Origin of the sequence: Maribacter litoralis, from assembly GCF_902506355.1 — a bacterium.
Classification (GTDB): Bacteria; Bacteroidota; Bacteroidia; order Flavobacteriales; family Flavobacteriaceae; genus Maribacter; species Maribacter litoralis.
This window is the reverse complement of record NZ_LR733271.1, coordinates 2,958,197-2,981,983: the sequence shown is the minus strand read 5'-3', so window position 1 is coordinate 2,981,983 and position 23,787 is coordinate 2,958,197. Positions and strand designations below refer to the sequence as shown.

General features: G+C 37.4%; 11 protein-coding genes. 10 read left to right on the top strand and 1 reads right to left on the bottom strand.

From position 1 onward, the window contains the following. Window positions 1–125: 125 nt before the first annotated feature. The 6 genes from EXIGUO8A_RS12545 to EXIGUO8A_RS12520 are packed head-to-tail and all read left to right on the top strand — an operon-like array spanning window position 126 to window position 5,574. Window positions 126–881, top strand: coding sequence for a zinc-binding alcohol dehydrogenase (locus EXIGUO8A_RS12545; protein WP_236564482.1), 756 nt, complete (start codon window positions 126–128; stop codon window positions 879–881). Between the two features lie 17 nt (window positions 882–898). Continuing rightward, window positions 899–1,459 carry an L-threonylcarbamoyladenylate synthase gene (locus tag EXIGUO8A_RS12540; RefSeq protein ID WP_159304454.1) on the top strand — a complete coding sequence of 187 codons (561 nt, stop codon included), beginning with the start codon at window positions 899–901 and terminating at the stop codon, window positions 1,457–1,459. Between the two features lie 4 nt (window positions 1,460–1,463). Then, window positions 1,464–2,888 (top strand): CCA tRNA nucleotidyltransferase, encoded by a 1,425-nt coding sequence (locus EXIGUO8A_RS12535; protein WP_159303388.1) that lies wholly within the window; start codon window positions 1,464–1,466, stop codon window positions 2,886–2,888. Window positions 2,889–2,899: 11 nt separating this feature from the next. Then, window positions 2,900–3,934 carry a COX15/CtaA family protein gene (locus tag EXIGUO8A_RS12530; protein WP_159303387.1) on the top strand — a complete coding sequence of 345 codons (1,035 nt, stop codon included), beginning with the start codon at window positions 2,900–2,902 and terminating at the stop codon, window positions 3,932–3,934. A gap of 26 nt (window positions 3,935–3,960) precedes the next feature. Continuing rightward, window positions 3,961–4,458 (top strand): IS1096 element passenger TnpR family protein, encoded by a 498-nt coding sequence (locus tag EXIGUO8A_RS12525; protein WP_159303386.1) that lies wholly within the window; start codon window positions 3,961–3,963, stop codon window positions 4,456–4,458. Window positions 4,459–4,515: 57 nt separating this feature from the next. Further along, window positions 4,516–5,574, top strand: a complete 1,059-nt coding sequence (locus tag EXIGUO8A_RS12520) for a nucleoid-associated protein (protein WP_159303385.1) — start codon at window positions 4,516–4,518, stop codon at window positions 5,572–5,574. 81 nt (window positions 5,575–5,655) lie between these two features. Here EXIGUO8A_RS12520 and EXIGUO8A_RS12515 read toward each other — a convergent pair whose 3' ends face one another. After that, on the bottom strand, window positions 5,656–6,744 hold the full coding sequence (locus EXIGUO8A_RS12515; protein WP_116770770.1) for a hypothetical protein: 1,089 nt from the start codon (window positions 6,742–6,744) through the stop codon (window positions 5,656–5,658). Between the two features lie 162 nt (window positions 6,745–6,906). Here EXIGUO8A_RS12515 and EXIGUO8A_RS12510 point away from each other — a divergent pair, with 162 nt between their 5' ends. The 4 genes from EXIGUO8A_RS12510 to EXIGUO8A_RS12495 all read left to right on the top strand — a co-directional run bounded on the left by EXIGUO8A_RS12510 (window position 6,907) and on the right by EXIGUO8A_RS12495 (window position 23,742). Continuing rightward, a complete protein-coding gene (locus tag EXIGUO8A_RS12510) occupies window positions 6,907–19,740 on the top strand; it encodes a T9SS type B sorting domain-containing protein (protein ID WP_159303384.1) in 12,834 nt (4,277 codons plus the stop codon). A 136-nt stretch (window positions 19,741–19,876) separates the two neighbouring features. Then, window positions 19,877–21,928, top strand: a complete 2,052-nt coding sequence (locus EXIGUO8A_RS12505; protein WP_159303383.1) for a DUF11 domain-containing protein — start codon at window positions 19,877–19,879, stop codon at window positions 21,926–21,928. Between the two features lie 65 nt (window positions 21,929–21,993). Further along, window positions 21,994–22,896 (top strand): ABC transporter ATP-binding protein, encoded by a 903-nt coding sequence (locus EXIGUO8A_RS12500; protein ID WP_159303382.1) that lies wholly within the window; start codon window positions 21,994–21,996, stop codon window positions 22,894–22,896. 12 nt (window positions 22,897–22,908) lie between these two features. Beyond that, window positions 22,909–23,742 (top strand): ABC transporter permease, encoded by an 834-nt coding sequence (locus EXIGUO8A_RS12495; RefSeq protein WP_159303381.1) that lies wholly within the window; start codon window positions 22,909–22,911, stop codon window positions 23,740–23,742. The last annotated feature ends 45 nt before the right edge of the window (window positions 23,743–23,787 follow it).

The window sequence follows — 23,787 nt, the reverse complement described above, 5'->3', positions numbered from 1 at the left end:
ATCTTTGAGTAAGAAAAGATGGTCTATTTTATGTAGATCAAATTACTACATTGAAAATGAAGTTAAAGGAAATACCGGTTTCAATATATAGTTCTGCTAAACTTTTATCAAAATCTTCCAAAAGCATGACTAAAGAAGTTAAAGAAGAAATTCCCGTGATTGTATCTTTGACTTCCATTCCATCGAGGTTGCAAAAGTTACATTTAACCATAAGAAGTGTGCTCAATCAAAATGTAAGACCAAAAAAAATAGTATTATGGCTTCATCACTCATTGAAAAATGAAATTCCGAACAAATTGGCATCCTTGGAATCTGACTTGTTTTCTATTCTATATTCCGATTTAACTTGCTCACATAGAAAATTAATTCACAGTTTGGAACTTTATCCCAATGATACAATCATAACATGTGACGATGATATGATGTATAGAGCTAACTGGCTCAGTTTGTTATATGAAAAACATAAGGCAAACCCAAAAAACATAATTGCCAATCAAACGAGGTACATAAAATATTCTCCGAATGGCGATTTACTTTCTTACAAACATTGGGTCAGCGAAGAAATAATCAATGAGGCCGCCGTTATTCCCATTGGTGCTGAAGGCGTACTTTACCCACCAAATAGTTTGTACAATGAGGTCACAGATTATAAATTGTTTTTAGAATTAGCTCCAAAAGCCGATGATTTGTGGTTTAAAGCTATGTCTCTATTAAAGGACACAACGGCTATTTTAGCAAGTAATAGAGCAAAAACTCCTATACCAATAATTGGTTCTCAAAAACATTCTTTGAAAAAAACCAATATCGGAGGTGACAAAAACAAAACCCAATGGAAAGCTATAACGGAACATTACAAAATAAAACCAGAGACTTTTCTATAATTTTAGCTTATAAAAAGATGAATAACGAAATCAACAGTTGCATAGAAGTTTTAGAAAATGGCGGACTCATACTCTACCCTACCGATACAGTTTGGGGTATTGGCTGTGATGCAACAAACGAAGAAGCTGTTAAGAAAGTTTTTCAACTGAAACAACGAGATGATAGTAAGGCACTTATTTGTTTGGTGGCAAATGACGCTATGCTCGAAAAGCATATAGAAAAAGTTCCTGAGCTTGCTTACGACCTAATGGACCTCTCCACAAAGCCAACAACGATAATCTATGACAATCCGCGCGGTATTGCCAAAAATCTTATTGCGGGCGATAACACTTTGGCAGTTAGGGTAGCTTCCGATAAATTCTGTCGATATTTAATTGGCAAGTTTAAAAAACCTATAGTATCCACATCTGCCAACGTATCGGGAAACAGCACTCCAAAATCTTTCCAAAATATAGATCAAGCCATTTTAAAAGGTGTAGACTATGTGGTAAATTTGCACAGAGAGAAACTGAATAGCTCCGCCTCATCTATTATTAGACTTTCTAATAACAATACGGTGAAGATTATTCGAGAATAAGAACATGCAAGAGAGCCATATAGACGCTTTAAACAACCCTATTTTCAAAACTATTTCAGAAGCTGCAGAAGAACTTTCTGTAGACTGCTATGTTATCGGTGGTTTTGTAAGAGATTATTTTTTAAAAAGAACAATACCTAAAGATATAGATGTCGTTGCAATTGGAAGCGGTATAGCCCTAGCCGAAAAAGTAGCCTCTAAATTAAAAGGAAAACCACAAGTTTCCGTCTTTAAAAATTTTGGCACCGCCATGATCAAAAGTGAAGGCATAGAGCTAGAATTCGTAGGTGCCCGTAAAGAAAGTTATACCAGAGATAGTCGCAAACCCATAGTCGAAAACGGTACTTTAGAAGATGATCAGAAAAGAAGGGATTTCACAATAAATGCTTTAGCTCTTTCATTGAACACTTCTAATTACGGAGAACTGTTAGACCCTTTCAACGGCATTGAGGATCTAGGGAATAAAATTATAAAAACTCCTTTAGAGCCGGGCATTACCTACTCAGACGATCCATTACGTATGATGAGGGCGATACGATTTGCAACTCAATTAAACTTTCAAATTGCACTACCCTCTTTGCAGGCGATAACAGAAAATAGAGACCGTTTAAAGATTGTAAGCAACGAACGTATTTTAGATGAGCTCAATAAGATAATGCTATGCCCAAAACCTTCTATCGGCTTTTCACTACTGCACAAAACGGAGTTATTGGAGTTAATTCTTCCAGAACTTACCGCTTTACAAGGAATTGAAGAAATAGAAGGTCAAAAACACAAAGACAATTTTTGGCATACGCTAGAAGTGGTCGATAATATTTCTGAAGCTACCGATAACCTTTGGCTACGTTGGGCCGCATTGCTACATGATATCGGAAAGGCACCTACAAAACGATTCCATAAAAAAATTGGCTGGACATTTCATGGCCACGAATTTGTTGGGTCTAAAATGGTCTACAAATTATTTAAGCGACTGCGCATGCCATTGAACGATAAAATGAAGTATGTACAAAAGCTCGTTTTAATGAGCTCAAGACCTATAGTTTTATCGGAGGATTTTGTGACGGATTCTGCTGTAAGACGACTAATTTTTGATGCAGGAGACCATGTAGAAGACTTAATGACCTTGTGCGAAGCAGACATTACTACCAAGAACCCTAAAAAACAGCGTAGATATCATCAAAACTTTAAAATTGTACGTCAGAAAATTGAAGAGGTAGAAGCTCGTGACCATGTAAGAAATTTTCAACCACCAATTTCCGGGGAAGAAATTATGGAGACTTTCTCCTTAAAACCATCTAAAGAAATCGGTATTATAAAAGAAGCCATTAAAGAGGCTATTTTGGAGGGAGAAATTCCAAATGAATATAAAGCAGCACAAGAATTCATGTACATTAAAGGTGCTGAATTAGGTTTACAAGTTGCTAAATAGAACGGATACGTATGGACATAACATTTAGAAAAATTGCCAAAATATCGTTAGTCTTAGTTTACCTGGTTATTGTTGCAGGCGCAGTGGTTAGAATGACCGGCAGTGGTATGGGTTGTCCAGATTGGCCTAAATGTTTCGGCTATTATATACCACCAACAGAAGTTACCGAAATTCAATGGCAGACCAATAGACCTTTTGAAAAAGGTCAGGTAATCATTTGGAAAGAAACACTACAAATATCAAAAGAAACGTTCACTACCGCAGATTCTTTTAACGCAGAAAACTGGGAGATGTATACAAAGCACGACTATGCCGAGTTTAACCCTTGGCACACTTGGATCGAATACATTAATAGACTATTTGGTGCCCTAGCAGGTTTGGCTACCCTAGTTCTTGCCATAATATCAATTAAATATTGGAAGAAGAAAAAACGTATTCCTATCTTATCTTGGCTAGTTGTAATAGGTATGGTTTTTCAAGCTTGGTTAGGCGCTACAGTAGTATATTCCGTTTTAGAACCCGCTAAAATAACCATACATATGCTCATGGCATTGGTCATTGTAGCAATGCTCTTATATGTAATCTATTTGGCCAATAATGAGAATAAACGAATAAAGTATGACAAAACTGTTTTAAACTTTAGTGTAATGGCACTGGTATTGACCCTTATACAAATTGCTATGGGTACGCAAGTTCGTCAATTTGTTGACGAGCAAATAGATATTTTCGGCTATGATGCCAAAAGTTTATGGTTGCAGAATCCTGAAGTTTTATTTTACGTACACCGATCATTTTCTATCATAGTGCTTTTAGTCAATTTCTATCTGGTATACAGAATTACCAGGTTGAATTTAGGTCACTTTAAAATTTACTGGGTCTTGTTTTTATTGGTTGTAGAAGTAATTACGGGTATTGCCATGAACTATTTAGATTTCCCCTTTGCCAGTCAGCCCTTACACTTGGTGTTGGCGTCAATTCTATTTGGAGTTCAATTCTACATACTTTTAGATGCATTAAAGCCTAGGAAAAACACTAAAACTTCGTAACTTTGCCCTCCCGCAAAAAATAAGGTATGATTTATAAAATTCGTGTAATTCTAGACGCCGAAGAAGATATTTTTAGAGATTTGGAGATAGAAGCTCACAATTCCCTAGAAGACTTTCATAACGCTATTACTCAAGCATTTGGGTTTTTAGGCAATGAAATGGCATCTTTTTATACATGTGATGAAGAGTGGAAACAAGATGAAGAAATTGCTCTTTTCGACATGAGTGAATCTGGATCAGATGTTAGACTAATGAACGAAACGTTCTTAGAGGATGTCATGACAGAGAACAACCCAAAGTTGATCTATGTTTACGATTTCATGAATATGTGGACATTCTTTGTTGAACTTGCGGATATACAGCCAAAAGAAGATGGCCGTGCCTACCCTAATGTTTTATTTACTTTTGGTGAATTACCTGAAACTCCGCCAGAGAAAAATTTTGAGGCAGAGAACAGTGCGTTTGATTTTGATGATACCTTTGATAACTATGACGATTTGGATTTTGACGAAAACTGGAACTAAACCAGCAATTTCATCTCAATCAAAATTTACATATAACCATTTAATTTAGAACATTTTATGATCAACCTATATGCTACCCAAATAGAAAGTATCTCTATACACAGAGTTGGTAACAAAAATAAGAATGAAGGCATTTTTCTTTCTGAAGAACCTTTTAGGCTTAACGATGAAACCACCGGTTTATTAAAAGAATATTTCTTTAAACCCTTTAGGGAAAAAGAAGAAAACTATTATAAACTCGCTAATGAAGTTGACGTAGAATTCAATGAATTGTTTAAAATTGTAAGTGAAGTATTCGAGGATCCTTCTAAGGCACACTTAAACTCTAAAAAAGTGGCTTCATTGTTATTTGAACAATCTAACCACCCACATATAAAGAGTGGAGAGGTGTATGTAACATATCTATCCGGTCTTTTGTTAGACAATAATAAGGTAGATGCTATTGGTATCTTTAAAAGTGAGCTAAAACACGATTTTATTCAGTTTGAAGAAAAAGGTAGCAACTTAGATATCGTAATTCAGCAAGGTATCAATATTAATAAGCTAGATAAAGGTTGCTTAATATTCAATGTAGATAAAGAGGAAGGTTATAAAGTTCTATCTGTTGACAGTAATAAGTACGATACCAAGTACTGGTTAGAAAATTTCTTAGGGGTTGATCCACTTTCAGATGATAACTTTAAAACGAAAAATTACTTAAAACTTTGTCAGAATTTTGCAAAAGATGTGGTTTTACCTGCAGAAGATAAACAACAAGAAGTATTGTTTATGAACCGTGCCGTAAATCATTTCGCAAAAAATGATGCCTTTGAGGAGACGACCTTTTTAAATGAAGTAATGGAAAACCCAGAATTGATTCCTGAGTTTAAACATTACAAAACAGAAAAAGGACCTAAATTCAGCATTGAAGATGTATCTAATTTTGATATTGCGAACAAAGCGGTATCGGATGCTCGTAAAAAAATAAAGAACGTCATTAATCTAGACACGAATATTCAAATAAAAATGGATTTCATAAACCCTGAATCTGCCGAGAAATTTGTGGAAAAAGGATGGGATGAAGAAAGACAAATGTATTACTATTTGGTATACTTCAACAAAGAACAGAAAAGCTAATATTTACAGCATATTTTATATTAAAAAGTCCAATTTTCACATATGAAAATTGGACTTTTTACTTACATAAATTAGTACTCCCTAATTATGTGCTTTAATTCTATGCTCAATAATTTGCCTTACACTTACATCTTCGTAATTTCTTCTAACAAAGTTCAACGCTAAATCTAGCACCTCTCCCATCGTATTGCAGTTTTGGAAATCCATATCCAAGGTAAGCTCCTCAATTTGTTCTCTAAGCATTGCTATATTCTCCGGAGTAGAGATTTCATCTGTTTTGCAAATTGCACGTAACTTCTTTATTCTATTACCAGAACTTAGTATTCTTTTGGCTACCATAGAACGCTCTTCTAGTTTGTATTGATCAACCGAATCGTGTGTTAATTTACTGCGTACCAACTCGACCATTTGATAGTTTTCCTTAAAAAACTGTGGCCTATATACTTTTAACTTACCTTCGAAACACTGTTGATCAAAATCTATTGCCCTAATTTTGTACACCACATGGTCAAAATCATGCGTTGGTACAATAACATAATTATATGAACGCATATCTCCTAAAAGACGAATCATACAACGTTCATTGAACTTTACGAATTCCTTTGCCAATTGGGCTTTTTCACGAGGTGTACATTTTGGTAAGTTATGTTTTATAAATTCATCACCCGGTATACCGGCAATATGCTCTTCAATTAAAGTGTCTTTATACACCAAAAAGTTAAGGTTGTACGGGGAAAGCATATGTTCCAATTCTAACCCATAAATACGAGAGGCATCGGTTTTTTTAATGTAGAAATACGTAAAATTATCGTTTAAAACATTACGGATTTTCACCCGAAAAGGTTTCGAATTTCCGAACGTACAGAAATCTACAGCATCAACATTTAAGTATTGATGAATATTATCACTACCATCAGAAAGCAAAATAGAATAAACTTTCTTTAAACTATCGTCTATTTCCTTTCTATCAAATTCAGAATAATATGCTCTTACCCATAAGGTATCTTCATCATTTTTATCGTACACTACAACAGATCCAGAAAACCTAAGCAAATCGTCGTAAAATATAGGGATTTCAATTTTTCTACTATAGTGATCCAAGTAGCCATCCAAAGCCTCACTTACTGGATAAGCCGGCTTTTTTTTTGACATTAGTTTTTCTTCTGACATAAAACGAATTTACTAACAAAATAAACATTTCGGGATAATTATTTTTCCCAAGCATATGGAATTTGCGATTACATTCACATAATACGCGGTTATACAACATTTTTTTAGATAGGAGACAAAAGGTCTCTTTATTTGTTTTAAGTACTACTTGAAACCATACCGATGATTACTAAGAATAAAACCAGTATTAAATCCCTATTGTTTTTTCTGCTTGCCTTTAGTTCCTTTTTTGGATCTGCACAATTAAGCGACTTGCATTATTTACCACCAATGAAGCAGGGTCAAAATAACGCAGGTATTCAAAACCAAGCAATATATTTATCAACACCTGAGACTACACCATTTGACGTTTACGTCTACAGAGGTACATCCAACACTATTGAAAGAACAATGACCATAGATAACCTGAACCCAGGTGTTTGGACATTAGGTAATGGAGACAATAACATTACGCTTGTTGACAATAACAATACCGGAGTAGTGTTGACCAATAGTGGTTTGCGTTTTATATCGGCAAATGGAGAGAAATTTTACGTCAACTACAGAGGAAAATCTGGTTCTCAAGCTGCTTCTTTAACCGCTAAGGGTAGACAAGCAATGGGTACAAATTTTAAATGGGGCGGTGTTCCAAACAAAGGTACCCACTCATCAAAATCTAACACCTTGGGTATTATGGCTACCGAAGATAATACAACAGTGGTATTATCTGGCTATGATTCCGGTTGTGAATTTAGGGTTGGTGGTAACAGAGCTGGTATTACTGCTGATTCACATACAATTACATTGAACGCCAATGAATCGTTTGTGTATGAAACCTACATTGGCAACACCCATACACAAGCTCACGAAGATGGATGGATCGGGGCATCGATTGTTTCTACAAAAGATATTGTGATAAGTAATGGTTCTATAAACTTTGGTAGTCAAGATGGACAAAGTCATAGAGATGCAGGTATAGATCAACCTGTACCGATCAATAAGCTTGGTAAAGAATATGTTTTTATTAGAGGAAATGGAAATACAAATGGTCTTACGGAATTCCCGTTGGTAATTGCTACGGCAGACAATACACATATATATGTAAACGGAAGCACAACTGCCATTGCTACTATTGACAATGGAGAGTATTTTAAAATACCTAGTAGCTATTATTCTTCAAATACAGTGGGGGCGAATATGTTCGTTCAAACTTCAAAAGATGTCTATGCCTACCAATCTATGGCGGGATCTAGTAATTTATATACGCAAGGTTTAAATTTCGTTGCGCCGGTCAACTGTCTTTTACCAGATGTAATGGACAACATACCAGATATTAGAAATATCGCAGGAACTACGGTTACAGGCGGATTGACCATTATTGCTTCAGTAAACACTCCTGATGCCAATGTAAAGGTATTTGAAGACGGAGTAGAAATTTCAAAACCGGCTTCTAATCCCGTTGCCGGATCAGATGATTGGAAAACTTTTTACATACCAAATCTAGATGGCGACATAAGTGTTACCTCAACTGGACCAATGGCCATTGGTTTTTTTGGCTATAATGGAGCTCAAGGGGTTGCAGGATACTTTTCAGGATTTGATACAGTACCAGAAGTTGTTTTAAAAATTAATGGTGGTGTTGAAGGAGAGTGTTTTTCCGGTTCAAGTATTTTTGAAGCTTCTGATGATAACTTCGATGCTTACCAATGGTACTTTGATGGTGAAATCATTCCTGGTGCAAATTCATTTGAATATGCAGCGACCATAGCAGGTGATTATTATGTTAGAGGTACCAAAGGACCATGTACCTATGATTCTCAAACCATAAAAATCTTTTATTGCGAACCAGATGTTCTTATAGAAAAAACTGTGGACAAACCCGAAATAGTTGAAGGGGAAACTGCCACATTTACCATTAGAGCAGAGAATTTATACTATAATGATATAACCAATTTACAGGTTACAGATAATATTCCCGCCGGGCTATCATTAGTACAAGCGTCAACAATAACAGGTACATTTAATGGTAGTGTTTGGAATATTGGAACGTTGGCTCCCGGTGAAGTTGCCTTTTTAACTTTAGAGGTAACTGCAGATGAAATAGATATTTTGCCTTTACTAAACCTAGTAAATATCGCAACTAATACTCAAGACCAAACGGATGCAAATCTTACAAGAGATGAGCCCTCTGCACGAATTATAGTCCATAACGATTTCGATAATGACGGTGTTGTAGATAGTGTTGATTTAGATGATGATAATGATGGTATTTATGATGCTGTTGAACAAATGTGTATTATATCCAGTGATGTAAATTTCACTTCACCGTCTAGCACTGTACAAGGTGGTACTGCGGTAACGGAAATTTTCTCCAATTTCTCTGGTTTTTGGAGAAGTTCTACCTCGTCAAATAATCCCGTATTGCCAAACTTATCTCATGAATTATTGGCATTCACCACCGGTGGAACCACGTTTACCACTGGGGTTGCAGACGATAACCTTTATGACGCTAACGGTAATGGTTTATCAGACGGCATAGATTCCAATAATGATGGAATTGCGGATATTTCTGCTACAGAATCTAGCTGGATGGCCTTGACACCATCTAACAATATTTATGGCGAGGCAACCTTTGAATCTAATTTAAATGATGGCAATAATGACAACGCATTAGGCTTAACGATTATTAACGATCCTACCACAGATCCATTGAATCCTTTATTGACCCACGGTCAAAATGGATTGGACCTTGGTTCCGGTATTGTTAACATCGGCGATACATGGACTTATGAAATAGACCCTATCGTAGCTACCAACGTTGGTGATGGTATACCAGATATATTATTAACTCAAGTTGCAGACCCAAGTGGTGTTGGTCACGTTGTAAGTCTTTATGATGCATCAGGTGCTCCTCTAGGAAATGCCGTACGTGTGCAAGCCTATAGTGGTGGAGCACTGGCCAGTATTGTTGGTTCGTACAGATTAGATATTTATCACGCAAACGGAAGTATTTTCTATAATAACACCACGAGAGATTACCGATTAGCAACAGTAGAATTGTCAGAATTCGGTATACCCACAGCTAATTTGGCAGACGTGGCATACCTACGACTACAATTAAGTTCTAATGCAGATGTTGCCTTTTTATCCTATAATACAGCGTCCTTTTCTGGATTTTGTGCGAATCTAGATACGGATATGGATGGGTATCCAGATCATTTGGACTTAGATAGCGATGGTGATGGCTGTAGCGATGCCAACGAATATTATAAAGATGATGCTACTGACGGTGGCGATGGTGGTGAATACGGTACAGGTGTGCCTGCAGTCGACCCTACCGATGGTACCGTAAACGCGGCATCTTATACTCAAGTATTTGCCCCGGTAATTGTTTTAGGCAATACCTCAGAAACATTGAGTGGTACAGATATAAATGGCGAAGATGTTGATTTAGGCGATACTTACAATTATGTATTACGTTTTCAGAATACCGGAGATGACGATGCCACAAATTTCACCATTAAAAATGTTTTACCTGAAAATGTGACATTAGATAATATTAGTGTTGACGATGCTCCCGGAGTAACGAATACTTATGATGAGAGCACGAGAACTATAATTTTTACCGTACCGGACGGATTGGTTCAAATAGACGATCCAGAATATAAAATAGAAATTACGGTTTCAGTTGATGGGGACTGTTCTGAATTTGTTGCGGCATGTGCTTCTCAATTGGAAAATCATGCTTATGCTACATATACAGGTACATTAAATACAAATACTTTTTCAGACGAAGACGGTAGCAATCCTGCAGGTGCTTGTACCACAACGCTAGAAGTTGCAACAAACAATGTTTCAGATGCTTTGGCAAATTGTAACGTGGCTCGTTCAGTACAACTTTGTGGGGCTAGTGGAACACTTTCTGCTGGCTTAGGTTTTGACACCTACACTTGGGCGCTAGACAACAACAATAACGGTGTTATCGATACTGGAGATACTATTTTAGATGACGGTACGTCAAACACTTTAACAGTAACCAACATAGGTAACTATATAGTAGAAAAAACTTCAACATCTGGTTGTGCAAACCATACAGAATTGATTACTGTAGAACGATATGGTGAAACACAGACCAACCCAATTATCAGTTATTTAAATCAAGTAAATAGTGATAGTAATCCTGATAACGACATCCAAGGAGAAACAGTAACATGTTCTAACGATAACAGTTCAATGCCACACATCTTTCTTTGTGGTGATCTGGATAGTGCATTTATACAACTGGGCATTACCGATGCATTAAGTATTACCTGGGAAAAACTTGACGAAACAAGTTGTGATAATGCCACTTGTGGAGATGTAAGCGACAACTGTGCCAATACAGACGGTAACTGGACATGGGAAGAGGAATCCGACGAGAATAATTTTACTATTACACAAAGTGGTAAATACCGAGTAGTTATTGGATATGAAGGTGGATGTTTCAGTAGGTTCTATTTCAATGCATACCAAAATACACTGGACATTCCTGAGCCAGATTCATCTGATATCATTTGTGATACAGACGGTTCTATTAGAGTTATTGATTTAGGTAGTGGTTATGGTTACCAGTTATTCGATGTAGAAAACAACAATATAGCAGTACCTTTCAGCGCAGGTCAGGGTCCTAACTTTGATATAGCTACGAGCGGAACTTATAAAGTTCAAATTACACAATTAGACCCTTCAACAGGTTCTCCAATAGCAAACAGTTGTGTTTTTGAAACAGAAGAAATAGGTATTTCAGACAGGGTTTTTGAGGTAACCGCCAGTTCCACTCCGTTTGATTGTACCGATGCAGGAACCATAGCAATACAGGCCTTGAATGTATCACCAGAATATAGCTATGAACTATATTTCGACAATGGCAGTGGTGGCCGTGGTGCGTTAGTAGCAAACAAATTAGTTTCTACAGATAATACCCATACGTTTACTGGTCTTGCAGCAGACGATTATGTTATAGTAACTACCACTGTAGATGGTTGTAGCGATGAGAGTACTATTACGGTAGATGAAATACCTGAACTACGATTAACAGCTACAAACCAAGAAAATATTACATGTACTTCTGGTATAATTAATTTAACCGCCACTGGTGGTACAACAGGATATGAGTATGCTATCTATAGTAAAGATGGTGTTGCTCCATATGCCGACGAGACTACTATTCCAGATGCTGAATTCACATCTAATCCATCTTTCTTATTTGGATATGAAGGTACACCTTCTACTTATGTTCCAAATGAAGATGGTGATTATGTATTTGTAATTAGGGATGATAACGGATGTTATGGATTCTCGAATATAGTTTCTATGGAAGATTTAGGTTCTATAACAATTACTGCTTCAAATTCAGATATTACTTGTGCAGATTCATCTACAGCCGTATTAACGATCAATGCAACAGGTGGAAATGCTCCATATAAATACAGTCTTGATGGTGGTATCACTTACCAAACGGAAAACTTTTTCAATAATATTTCTGCCGGTAATTACACTATTACTGTAATGGACTCCAACAGTAATCCTGGAAACGCTTGTACTGAGACTATTGAATATGAAGTTACTCAGCCTTTTAGGTTAACAGCTTCACCTTCAATAATTGAAGATGCTTCTTGTGATACATCTGGCGCCACCAATCCTACGGCTTTGGTTAAAATACTAAATGCTAGTGGCGGACAATCACCTTACACATATAGTTTTGATGGTGGTAATACATTTACGGGGGTAGATGAGCAACGTTTAGCTCCCGGTACTTATCAATTGGCAATTAAAGATGCTTTAGGTTGCGAAACACCTTTAGAAATCACAGTGCCTAGTTCGGTAATAGACCCAACTTTCACCAATGATATCACCTATGAATGTGATGGTGACGGAGTAGTGACAATTACACCTTCTAACACCACTGACTTTACCTATACCTACAAACTAAACGGTACTGATAACACACCAGTAGATAACAATATTTTTAATAATGTGGCTTCTGGTACCCAAACGATAACTATTGGGTATACCAGTACTGTTGCTGCGGAGCAAAGTACCTTATTTTTAGAGAATTTTGGTGCTGGGGTTACTACACAAATTGCAGAAATAGGACCAGGATATTGCTACGAGCCACAGGATGGTACTGAAACGGACTGTAATTTAGGTCCTGCAGGAATACTTGTAAATGCGGAATATGCAGTAACGAACCAAATTACCAACCCTAACACATCTTGGAGAAGCCCTAATGACCATACAGGTATAACCGATGGTAGGTTTATGGCAATTGGCGTAAGTACCTCTGCAGGGAACAACAATGTTTTATGGTCAAGAACTGGGTTAGAAGCACTTGCCAACCAAGATATTACGATATCATTCTATGCTTACAACATTTTAGTCGATAATGCTTCAGGTAACGACCCAGAGGTATTGGTAGAGTTGGTAGATGGATCTGGTAATGTAATTAGCAGTCAGGCTACGGCAGCCATCCCACAAAATAACAATGCAGATGATTGGCACTTAAGAACGGTTACATTTAACCCAGGAGCCAATACTGCGGTAGGAGTAGTTTTACGAACCAACCTAGATAGTGATAACGGTAATTTCTTGGTATTGGATGATATTCAGGCTTCACAGACTCCTGAATTATGTGAGCAAACAGAAGACATTACGGTAATAGTAGAAACAGGAAAAACTTTTGAAGTTGCCATTTTAGGTAGTACAGATCCTACTTGTAACGGTAGCAATAATGGTAGTATCCGTTTTGAGGTTTCTAACTTCGACCCTACTGTTGGGTATCAATATTCTGTTGACGGTGGAACAACATGGACAACGGAAACCACATCACCGATTACAACCCCTGCGACATTGGCAGATGGTACGTATACTGTAATGGTAGAAAAAGTAGATGACAATTCATGTACCGCAACCTCAGCAACATCTGCAACGTTGACTTCGCCAAACGCATTAACGGCAGATCTTCAACAAACAGCTGAATTTACTTGCTTTAATACCGGAGCAACTTTACAAGCATCTGCAAATGAAGGCACACCAGGTTATGAATATCAATTAGAATTAACAGATAATACGGTAATAAGAACCTACTCTACCTCTACACAGTTTTTGAACGTACCAGCAGGTACCTACCATGTAAGAGTAAGGGATGACAACAATTGTGAAGCAGTTTCAACTGCTACCGTAACCGTAACCCAACCGGAGACTATTGCTTTTGATTTAACGGCAACACAATGTTATGATGGCCAAAATAATGGAACCGTTACAGCAACGGTTACTGATGGTAATGGTAATTACTCATTTAGAATCAATGGAGGAGCATGGCAAACACCTGCTACTGTAACAGACGTAACATATACATTCAGCAACTTATCTGAAGGTACTTATGATGTAGAGGTAAATGATGAATATGGTTGTGTTACAGCCGTACAATCCATTACCATTGCACCTACAATTTCTCTAAGTGTAGTACCCGTAAATGCAAGTTTATGTGCCGACGGCAGCTTGACTGCAACGGCATCAGGTGGAGACAATAATTTCATGTACGCTTTTGTTCCATCTGGCGATGCAGTTACCAATGCCGATTTCTCAGCTAGTAATTCTACAACAATTGCCTTGGCAGATATTGGAGCTTATGATATTTATGTAAGGGATAAAGCAAATGGTACAGATGCTTGCCAAGCTATGGTAACCGAAACTATTTCAGCAAACCCAGTATTGGATATTTCCGCAGTAGCAACCGACCCAGATTGTCATGATGGCACTGGTAATATTGCTGTAACTATCAATGACGGACTATCTCCTTACGATTACATGTTGGTAGATAAAACCAATGGCACACCTGATCAAGTACAAACTAATGTAGTGGGAACTACTAAAACATATTATAACCTAGCACCAGGTGAGTATGATGTAATTATTACAGATGAAGGCGGATGTTCTGAAACAGAAACAGTTACAATCACTGCACCAGATGAACTTACGGCAGATATTGTATTGGCTTATGCCAGTGATTGTAGCGGATTAGATACCGATTTTGGTTTTGATTTTACAAATGTCACCACAGGTCTTACAGGAACAATAGAATATAGTCAAGACGGAGGTAGCACTTGGCAGACGGGCAGTAGTTTTAGAACGGGATTGTCGTCTGGTGATGAGGTATTTCCTTCTCTTAGAACTATAGATGGTAGTGGTAACGTAATTTGCCAAACTGATTTACCAAGGGAAATCATTCCTTATCCTTTAGATGATTTAGATATTACTACCTCATCGGTAGTTGAAAATTGTGATGAATTAAAAGTAAAAGTACAAGGTGGTGAAGGAGTACCAGGGTATGAATATACTTTTTCAAGTGACCCTGCAAATTTTGATGAAAGTACAGCAACATGGTATCCAGGTGGCAGCACTCATTTAGATGGAAGCACTGTAACCGCAGGGCATGGTATGTATGAATTCACCAATTTAATACCTGGTAAAACCTATGTATTTTATGTTAGGGACAATAATACACCTGTAACTTGTATTAGACAAAGTACGGTAAATGTAAATGAAATTGCAGGTGGTCTACCGATGACCATTACACCTGAAATCAACCCTTCTTGTAATGCAGCAAACAACGGTGAAATAACTTATACGATAGTTGATGAAGATGGATTGACCGAAAATAGGATGGAATGGACATTATTTGATACAAATAATAACATTATCGACCAAAGCGCAGGATTTGTAACCTATAGCAATACAATAATTGTAAGCGGACTTTCAGCAAATGAATATTATATTCAAGTAACTCAAATTGACGATGCAGGTGACCCACAATGTATTAGCGCAAGTGAAAATGCTATTTTAGATGAATTAGAAATTATTACAGGAGACACCCAATCTATTCAAGATATTTCGTGTGAAAACCCTGGATTAATTTTAATTGACAACGTACAAGGCGGTGGAGGTGATTACTTCTATACCATTTCTGGTCCTAGTCCTTTTACCTCAATTACGGCAACAGGTGACAACCCTATTGAGATTGCTGCAGGTTCTCCAGCAGGCATTTATACCGTTACGGTAGAAGATCAATATGGTTGCTCTTACCCGCTTAACGATGTTACCATGAGCTTTACGGTTGCACCGGCTATTGACAGTATTGATATTTCAAATTGTAGTACAAACGCATCGGTAAATATCAATGCGACAGGATCTGGTACAATACTATATTCTATAGATGGTGGTACTACCTACCAAAATAATGGAGGTGTCTACAACACGGTACCAGCTGGTAGTTATAATGTATTTATCAAAGATGCTACAGGCTGTACCGAAGACACAAATATTGAGGTACACCCTACTCTACAAGCTTCGGCAACATTAGCTAAACAATTAGGTTGTGGTGTAGGATATGAGGCAGAAATAGCTATAGAAGGTATTTCTGGTTCTGGAAATTATGAGTTTGAAATTTTAGATAGTGCATCTGCAGATGTGGAAGCAAGACAAACTCTTACAGGTGGAGCCATGAATGTACCAGTAGGTGTTCCAGATAATACCATAGACACAGATTATACGGTCAATGTTTATGATATTGGCACCACTTCTCCAAATTGTTTTAGAACATTTACAGTGACCATACCTGCGGCTATTCGTCCGGATTTTACGGCAACCCCAATTGAGGTTAGTTGTGCAGGAGCTGAAGATGGAAAAATTGAAATGGTTCAAGTTAACAATGGAAACAACCCACTTGATTATGCTTTAACTCCAATGCCTGCTGGTGCATCATGGGATGCAAGCACACAATCTTTTATAGATTTACCAGGTGGCACTTATGATGTAACAGCAACAGGACCAAATAACTGTACAACGGTAAAAACAGTGGTTGTTGACGAAAACACGGCCGTAACATTTACAGCTCCCGTTCCTGACCAATTTGGTTGTGCTAACGGTAACGACACCAATAATGCCACAATTACCATAGATGCTTTAACATTTGGTGGTGGTAGTGGAACGTACAATCGATTTGAATTCATTGATGACGCAACGTCTACTGTGCTACAAAATGGAAATAGTTTAACCTATACCCACACAGATGCAGCTGGTGGTGATATCATTGTTCGTGTTTATGATGACGCTGGGTGTTCTGCAGAACATATAGTTACCATAGACCCTTATGACACATTTATTGATGCAATAGTAAATGTTGATAGAGATTTAGATTGTGTTAACAGTGGTGAAAATATAACAATAGATGTAACTAGTACAGTTACCAATTCCACGGCAAATCTTGCTAACTATGAGTTTAGAATATTACCATCTGCAACATACCAAACAGGTAACAATGTATTTACCAACTTGGCAATTGGCACCTATACTATTGGTATTAGAAATGTAACGACCGGTTGTGAAATTACAAGAACCCATATTGTCGATGATCCAAATACATTTGAAATCGAAGTGAACAAACTTGCAGATGTAGTGTGTTTTGGAACAGATGGGGCTATAGAAGTAACATTTATAGATGCTACTTATACCGGTGATTTCAATTGGGAAGTAGTAAATGCCGATGGTACCGATACCACGCGCACCGATGATGAAGGCATATTTACAGGAACGGGAACTACGGCTTCTATACCTGTAGCTGCAGGTAGCTATATTTTAAGAGCTTCACAAGTTGGAACTCCCGAATGTATTCAAGAAAGATCATTTACGATTACATCACCAAGTGCTGCAATAACATTGGCAACCATAGCAACCACAGATGTAGGTTGTAGTAATGATATGGGTACTGCAAATATTACACCTAATGGAGGTGAAGGTCCTTTCGATATTGTATTAAGACATGTTAGTTCCACAACAACTTACACAGCTAACCAAGTGAATAGTAATTTGTTTACCGGTTTAAGTGATGGTCAGTATACAGTAGAGGTTACCGACAGTTTAGGTTGTAGTGAAACCTTTACCAATGCGTTCACCCTAACTCCACCTGAACCGATTGTAGCAAATATTCAGTCCGTTCAAGGTTTAGAATGTGAAGGTGATACGGATGGAGAAATCACAGCTGGGTTTACACCAAGGTCAGTTTCCACAAATTATAGGTACATTCTTAATACCTATGATGGCAATGGTACAGGTGCCACCCTGTTGGAATCAACAAGTACACAAACCTCTGCTACATTTAGTAATTTAAGATCAGGATATTACAGTGTTACCGTTATAGATGATTTGAATTGCTCAGACGAAACTGCAATTGTTGAAATTGTTGAGCCTGTTGAGGTTAAAGGTCAGTTGGTCACTGCACAAAGAGCCACATGTTTAAATGATACGGAACTGTTATTAACCGCCTCTGGTGGTACAGGACCATATATGTGGAATACAGATGGTACATCTACCTTTAATGCTATGAATGAAACCAACGGACCAAACACTCATTTATTCACTGGTATTCAACCAGGAACATATGAATATTATATAATAGATAGTTTAGGATGTGTTTCAGTCATAAGCAACAGCATAACCGTAAATCCTATTGAGCCGTTAGTAGTCGAATTGGACAATGACAACCCTACCATTAGTTGTAATGGTGATGATAGCGGTGTTATTAATGCAGAAGCTCAAGGCGGATTAGGTAATTACCAATATGCACTATTCTCGGATGCCGGTTTTACCGCAGAGGTACGTGCTAACCAATCTACCGGTCTATTTACAGACCTGTTTGCAGGTACCTATTACGTAAGAGTACAGAGCGATGATTGTGAAGTATCGTCGGCGATGATCAATATTACCGAACCTGCACCACTTTTGATCGATACGAATAACACTACTTTTGTTGATGTTACTTGTAACGGTGCCAATGATGGTAGTATAACTGTTAATATGCTTGGTGGATCAGGTGTGTATCAATATGCAATATCACCAAACTTAGATCGCTTTAGTGATGATAACACTTTTGATGAATTAGCTCCTGGTGATTACACCATAATCGCTCAAGATTCTAACGGTTGTTTTGAATTGATAGAAGCGACTATTACCGAACCAGAAATTCTTGAAGTGACCATTGAAAGCACTCCGGAAATCTGTGTAGGCGAAGAAGATGGAACCATAGACTTAACCATAATTGGTGGTACTGCTCCTTACAGCACTCGTCTAGAAAGCGAAACGGACTTTGTACAAGACAGGTTGAGCTTTACAGACTTGGCAGCAGGTGATTATATCATTTTTATTGAAGACGCCCAAGGTTGTGATGAAACCATTATAGTTACAATAGACCCAGGTGTTGATCTTGGTGCAACCGTTGAACCTGTATATGGTTGTAATGGTAATATACCTAGTAACTATGTAAATATTGTTCTTAACGACCCTAGCATAGAAAACGATGTCTTATTTGGTCTGGATACCGTTGATCCTTTAGAAATGCAATTGACTCCAATGTTCAGAGAGTTGACACCAGGTACTCATTACATAAGTATTTCGCATGCAAACGGATGTTTAACTACTTATGACATAGAAATAGAGGCATTTGAACCTCTTGAGATAATAGTTGAAGAAAGCAACATAAATCAGATAACCGCAACTGTTACCGGCGGTAGAGAAAACTATACTTTCTATTTAGGTGACAGGGATATGGGCTCAGATAATGTATTCTATATTACCGAGACCAATACCTATGATGTAACCGTAGTCGATGAGAATGGTTGTGAGTCTACTGCTAGTATATTCATAGAGTTCATCGATATTGAAATTCCCAATTTCTTTACGCCGAACGGTGATGGGGAAAATGATTTATGGATGCCGGATAATATTGAAATATATCCTGAAATATTCATATCGATCTATGACAGATATGGTAGAACCGTTTATACCTTTAAAGACAATGAAGATGGTTGGGACGGCTTTTATCAAAACAATGAACTGCCAACTGGAGATTATTGGTATATCATTAAGTTAAACGGTGAAGCAGACACTAGAGAAATGGTGGGCAACTTCACACTTTACAGATAATTAAAAAGTAGAGGCGGTAATTTTTGCCACCTCTACTATTTTTTACGAATACCACAGATTACTGGTGTTTGACAACTATTAATTGTGATTTAAAGGTATTGTGAGTTTCTTTGTTTTCCCGCACTCCAAACATACAATGAGGCAAAAGTTAATTTTATTCATAGTATTCATGATGGTCTCTGCAGCTGGATTTTCCCAGTTAAGCGATCTTCACTATTTACCACCTTTAAAACAAGGTAGTAACAACTCATCGGTAAAGCAGCAAGCCATTTATCTTTCTACTCCAGAAACGACCGCCTTTACTGTAAATGCTTATATAGGTACCGCAACTACGCCCGCTGCAACTTTTTCAATATCAAACATAGCACCAGGTGTTTACAACCTTGCCAATGGTGACAACGATGTTACTATGGTAAAAAGTGCTAATACAGGGGTTGTAATAAACAATAGCGGACTCCGGTTTGAATCGCCTGGCGGAGAAAAATTTTATGTAAATTATAGAGGTACCTCTGGCTCACAGGCAACATCATTAACCTCAAAAGGTAGACAGGCTTTGGGTACAAATTTTAAATGGGGTGGCGCTCCCAATTATGCCACAACCTCAGATATTTCTACCTCACTTGGTATTATGGCAACAGAAGACAATACCGTTGTTGATATTACCGGATACGACCCAAATTGTGAATTTAGATTACAAAACGATAGAGATGGTATTACTAGTGATAATATCCAAATTACTTTAAACAAAAATGAAAGTTTTGTACTAGAAGCTTATACCAATGAAGTTTCGGCAAATATAGATGGATGGTTAGGCGCATCTATCGTTTCAACTAAAGATATTGCCATTAGCAATGGAGGATTAAATTATGGTGTAGTTACCACCTCAACAGGAAGTAGAGATGCTGGTATAGATCAACCTGTGCCGATAAATAAAATTGGTAAAGAGTATGTATTTATTAGGGGAAATGGTAGGGATAGCACAGAATTTCCAATTATCATCGGTACTCAAAATAATACCGAAATATTCGTAAACGGTTCCACTACCCCAATAGCAACGATCAATAACGGAGACTATTTTATGGTTCCGGGTTCAAATTATTCTGGCGGTTCGGCAGGTGCAAACATGCTGGTCACTACCTCAAAAGATGCTTATGCGTATCAAAACTTAGCGGGTAGTTCTGGGGTGCAGACCGTTGGCTTAAACTTTGTTGCCCCTGTCAATTGTCTATTACCAGATAACTTAGATAACATTTCAGATATTACGAATTCTGCCGGTACGACTCTTACCGGAGGTATAACCATAATTGCCTCCACTTCTACCCCAGACGAAAATATTTCGGTAAACGATGGCTCAGGTGCCGTAACATTACCTGCTTCAATACCCGTTACCGGATCAACGGATTGGAAAACTTTTTATATTTCCAACTTAACAGGTAATGTAAGTGTGCAATCCACAGGTCCTATTGCCGTAGGTTTTTTCGGTGTAAACTCCAACCGTGGTATTGCAGGGTATTTCTCAGGATTTGACACTGTGCCCGAAGTTGATCTCGAAGTTAATGGTGGAGGATGTTTACCAGGAGCAATCATTACTGTTGTCGATGCAAATTTTGATGCTTATCAATGGTACCAGAACGGATCTATAGTTCCCGGTGCAATATTCTCAAGCTACAACCCTACCGAAGCTGGCGATTATTTTGTTCGTGTAACCAAAGGTGGTTGTACCTATGATTCCCAACCCATAGCAGCATATTATTGTTTTTCTGATGTAGTCATTAAAAAGGTTGCGGATACAAATACAGTGGTCGATGGTGATGAGGTCACTTTTACCATCACTGTAGAGAATCTAGGTGTTGACCCAATTACAAATGTTGTTATAACCGATGTTCTACCCGACGGAATCTCTTTTGTATCATCATCTATTTCCAAGGGAAGTTTCTCTTATCCAAATTGGTCAATTGGCGATATGGCAAGTGGCGATCTTGAAACTTTAACCTTGGTAACACGAGTTACGCTTCCAGATGTAAATACTTCTACGGCTACATACACAAATAACATTAGTAATTCTCAAGATCAGACGGATAGTAACATTACAACAGACGACCCTTCCGAAAGTGTAACGGTCAATTTTAAAACCCCTACAACCGTCATTACCAATAGAAGAATTACCTTCAGAGCAACAAGAATGTAATAATTTTTGTAACATTCTACCATTTTAGTCGTCAAGTAAGCATAATCAATCAAAAAACACTTGACGTGAGTACTATTCTATCAGTCAATCATCTTACCAAAAAATTCGGATACCTTACTGCGGTAAAAGACCTTTCGTTCACTATTGAGAAAGGGAACGTTTACGGAATTTTAGGGCCCAACGGTAGCGGAAAATCCACAACATTGGGCATTGTATTAAATGTAGTCAACAAAACCAGTGGCGATTTTGCTTGGTTCGGTGGCGGCACTTCTACACATGAAGCCTTGAAAAAAGTTGGGGCTATAATTGAGCGCCCAAATTTCTATCCGTACATGACAGCTTTACAAAACCTAAAATTGGTCTGTAAAATAAAAGAGGTGTCAGAAGATAAAATTGAGGAAAAGCTTGAGCTTGTAGGTTTATTGGATAGAAAAAATAGCAAATTCAAAACCTATTCCTTGGGGATGAAGCAGCGTTTGGCAATTGCCTCTGCCCTACTCAACGACCCCGAAATTTTAATTTTAGATGAACCTACTAACGGTTTAGATCCGCAAGGAATTCATCAAATAAGGGAAATTATAAAGACTATTGCGGCAAAGGGTACAACCATTTTATTAGCTTCGCATTTATTGGACGAAGTAGAAAAAGTATGCTCTCACGTAGTCATTTTAAGAAAAGGAGAAAAACTGTATTCTGGCAGGGTAGATAGTTTACAAGCCAGTTTTGGCTTTTTTGAACTAAAGTGTTCCGATACCGATAAACTATTCTCTTACTTAAACAGCAATGAACATTTTGGTGAAATAAAAGAAGAGAATGGTTTGGTCACAGCTTTTTTAAATACTGAATTAGATGCACAAACATTAAATAAATTACTTTTTGATAATGGCATCATTGTTTCGCATTTAGTCAAAAGAAAAGAAAGTTTAGAAGAGCAGTTCTTAGCACTAACCAAAAATGTCAATTCTTAATACCCTTACATCATGATAAGATTACTTCAAATAGAATTTATAAAATTATGGAACAACCGTGCCAGTAAGGTGTTAATCATATCTTACTTCGCTCTGTTGACTTCTATCGCTTTGGTTGCCGCTATAAAATTTGACATAGGACCAATTAAGTTTCATTTGGCAGACCAAGGTATTTTCAACTTTCCGTATATCTGGCATTTTAACACCTTTATCACCGCATTTTTCAAACTATTTTTGGCGATAGTCATTGTTTCAATGATGTCAAATGAATATAGTAACAAGACAATTAAACAAAATTTAATAGATGGTCTTTCTAAAAAGGAATTTATACTTTCTAAGTTTTTGACCGTTATTTCCCTTTCACTGGTATCAACAATATTCGTATTTATTGTTTCACTGATTTTAGGGCTATTTTACTCCGATTTCAATGAAATATCAATCATTCTAACCGATTTAGAGTTTCTTTTTGCTTTTTTTGTAAAATTAACGGGATTCTTTTCGTTCTGTTTATTTCTAGGGGTGTTAGTAAAAAGATCAGCATTTGCATTAGGTTTTTTAATTCTATGGCAGGTGCTTGAGGGTATTTTTAGAGGTATCATCCGTTGGAAATTATTTGACGGGGAAACTACTGATTTCATTATGAACTTTTTCCCCTTACAGTCAATGTTCAACCTAATTAAAGAACCATTTTCTAGATTGGGCGCCGTACAATCGGTTGCCAACCAAATGGGAGAAAAATTAGCTTTAAACTATAACGTTCATTGGTACGAGGTACTTATAGTCTTAATTTGGACGGCAATTTTTATCTATGGTTCTTATGCTATATTGAAGAGACGCGACCTTTAATTCATCAATTAGAAAAAACACATGGACCTATTTATCAGGTCTAAC

Coding starts and splice junctions, on each gene's coding strand:
- EXIGUO8A_RS12495 (WP_159303381.1), top strand. CDS start 22,909: ATGATAAGATTACTTCAAATAGAATTTATAAAATTATGGAACAACCGT.
- EXIGUO8A_RS12520 (WP_159303385.1), top strand. CDS start 4,516: ATGATCAACCTATATGCTACCCAAATAGAAAGTATCTCTATACACAGA.
- EXIGUO8A_RS12510 (WP_159303384.1), top strand. CDS start 6,907: ATGATTACTAAGAATAAAACCAGTATTAAATCCCTATTGTTTTTTCTG.
- EXIGUO8A_RS12540 (WP_159304454.1), top strand. CDS start 899: ATGAATAACGAAATCAACAGTTGCATAGAAGTTTTAGAAAATGGCGGA.
- EXIGUO8A_RS12515 (WP_116770770.1), bottom strand. CDS start 6,744: ATGTCAGAAGAAAAACTAATGTCAAAAAAAAAGCCGGCTTATCCAGTA.
- EXIGUO8A_RS12545 (WP_236564482.1), top strand. CDS start 126: ATGACTAAAGAAGTTAAAGAAGAAATTCCCGTGATTGTATCTTTGACT.
- EXIGUO8A_RS12525 (WP_159303386.1), top strand. CDS start 3,961: ATGATTTATAAAATTCGTGTAATTCTAGACGCCGAAGAAGATATTTTT.
- EXIGUO8A_RS12535 (WP_159303388.1), top strand. CDS start 1,464: ATGCAAGAGAGCCATATAGACGCTTTAAACAACCCTATTTTCAAAACT.
- EXIGUO8A_RS12505 (WP_159303383.1), top strand. CDS start 19,877: ATGAGGCAAAAGTTAATTTTATTCATAGTATTCATGATGGTCTCTGCA.
- EXIGUO8A_RS12530 (WP_159303387.1), top strand. CDS start 2,900: ATGGACATAACATTTAGAAAAATTGCCAAAATATCGTTAGTCTTAGTT.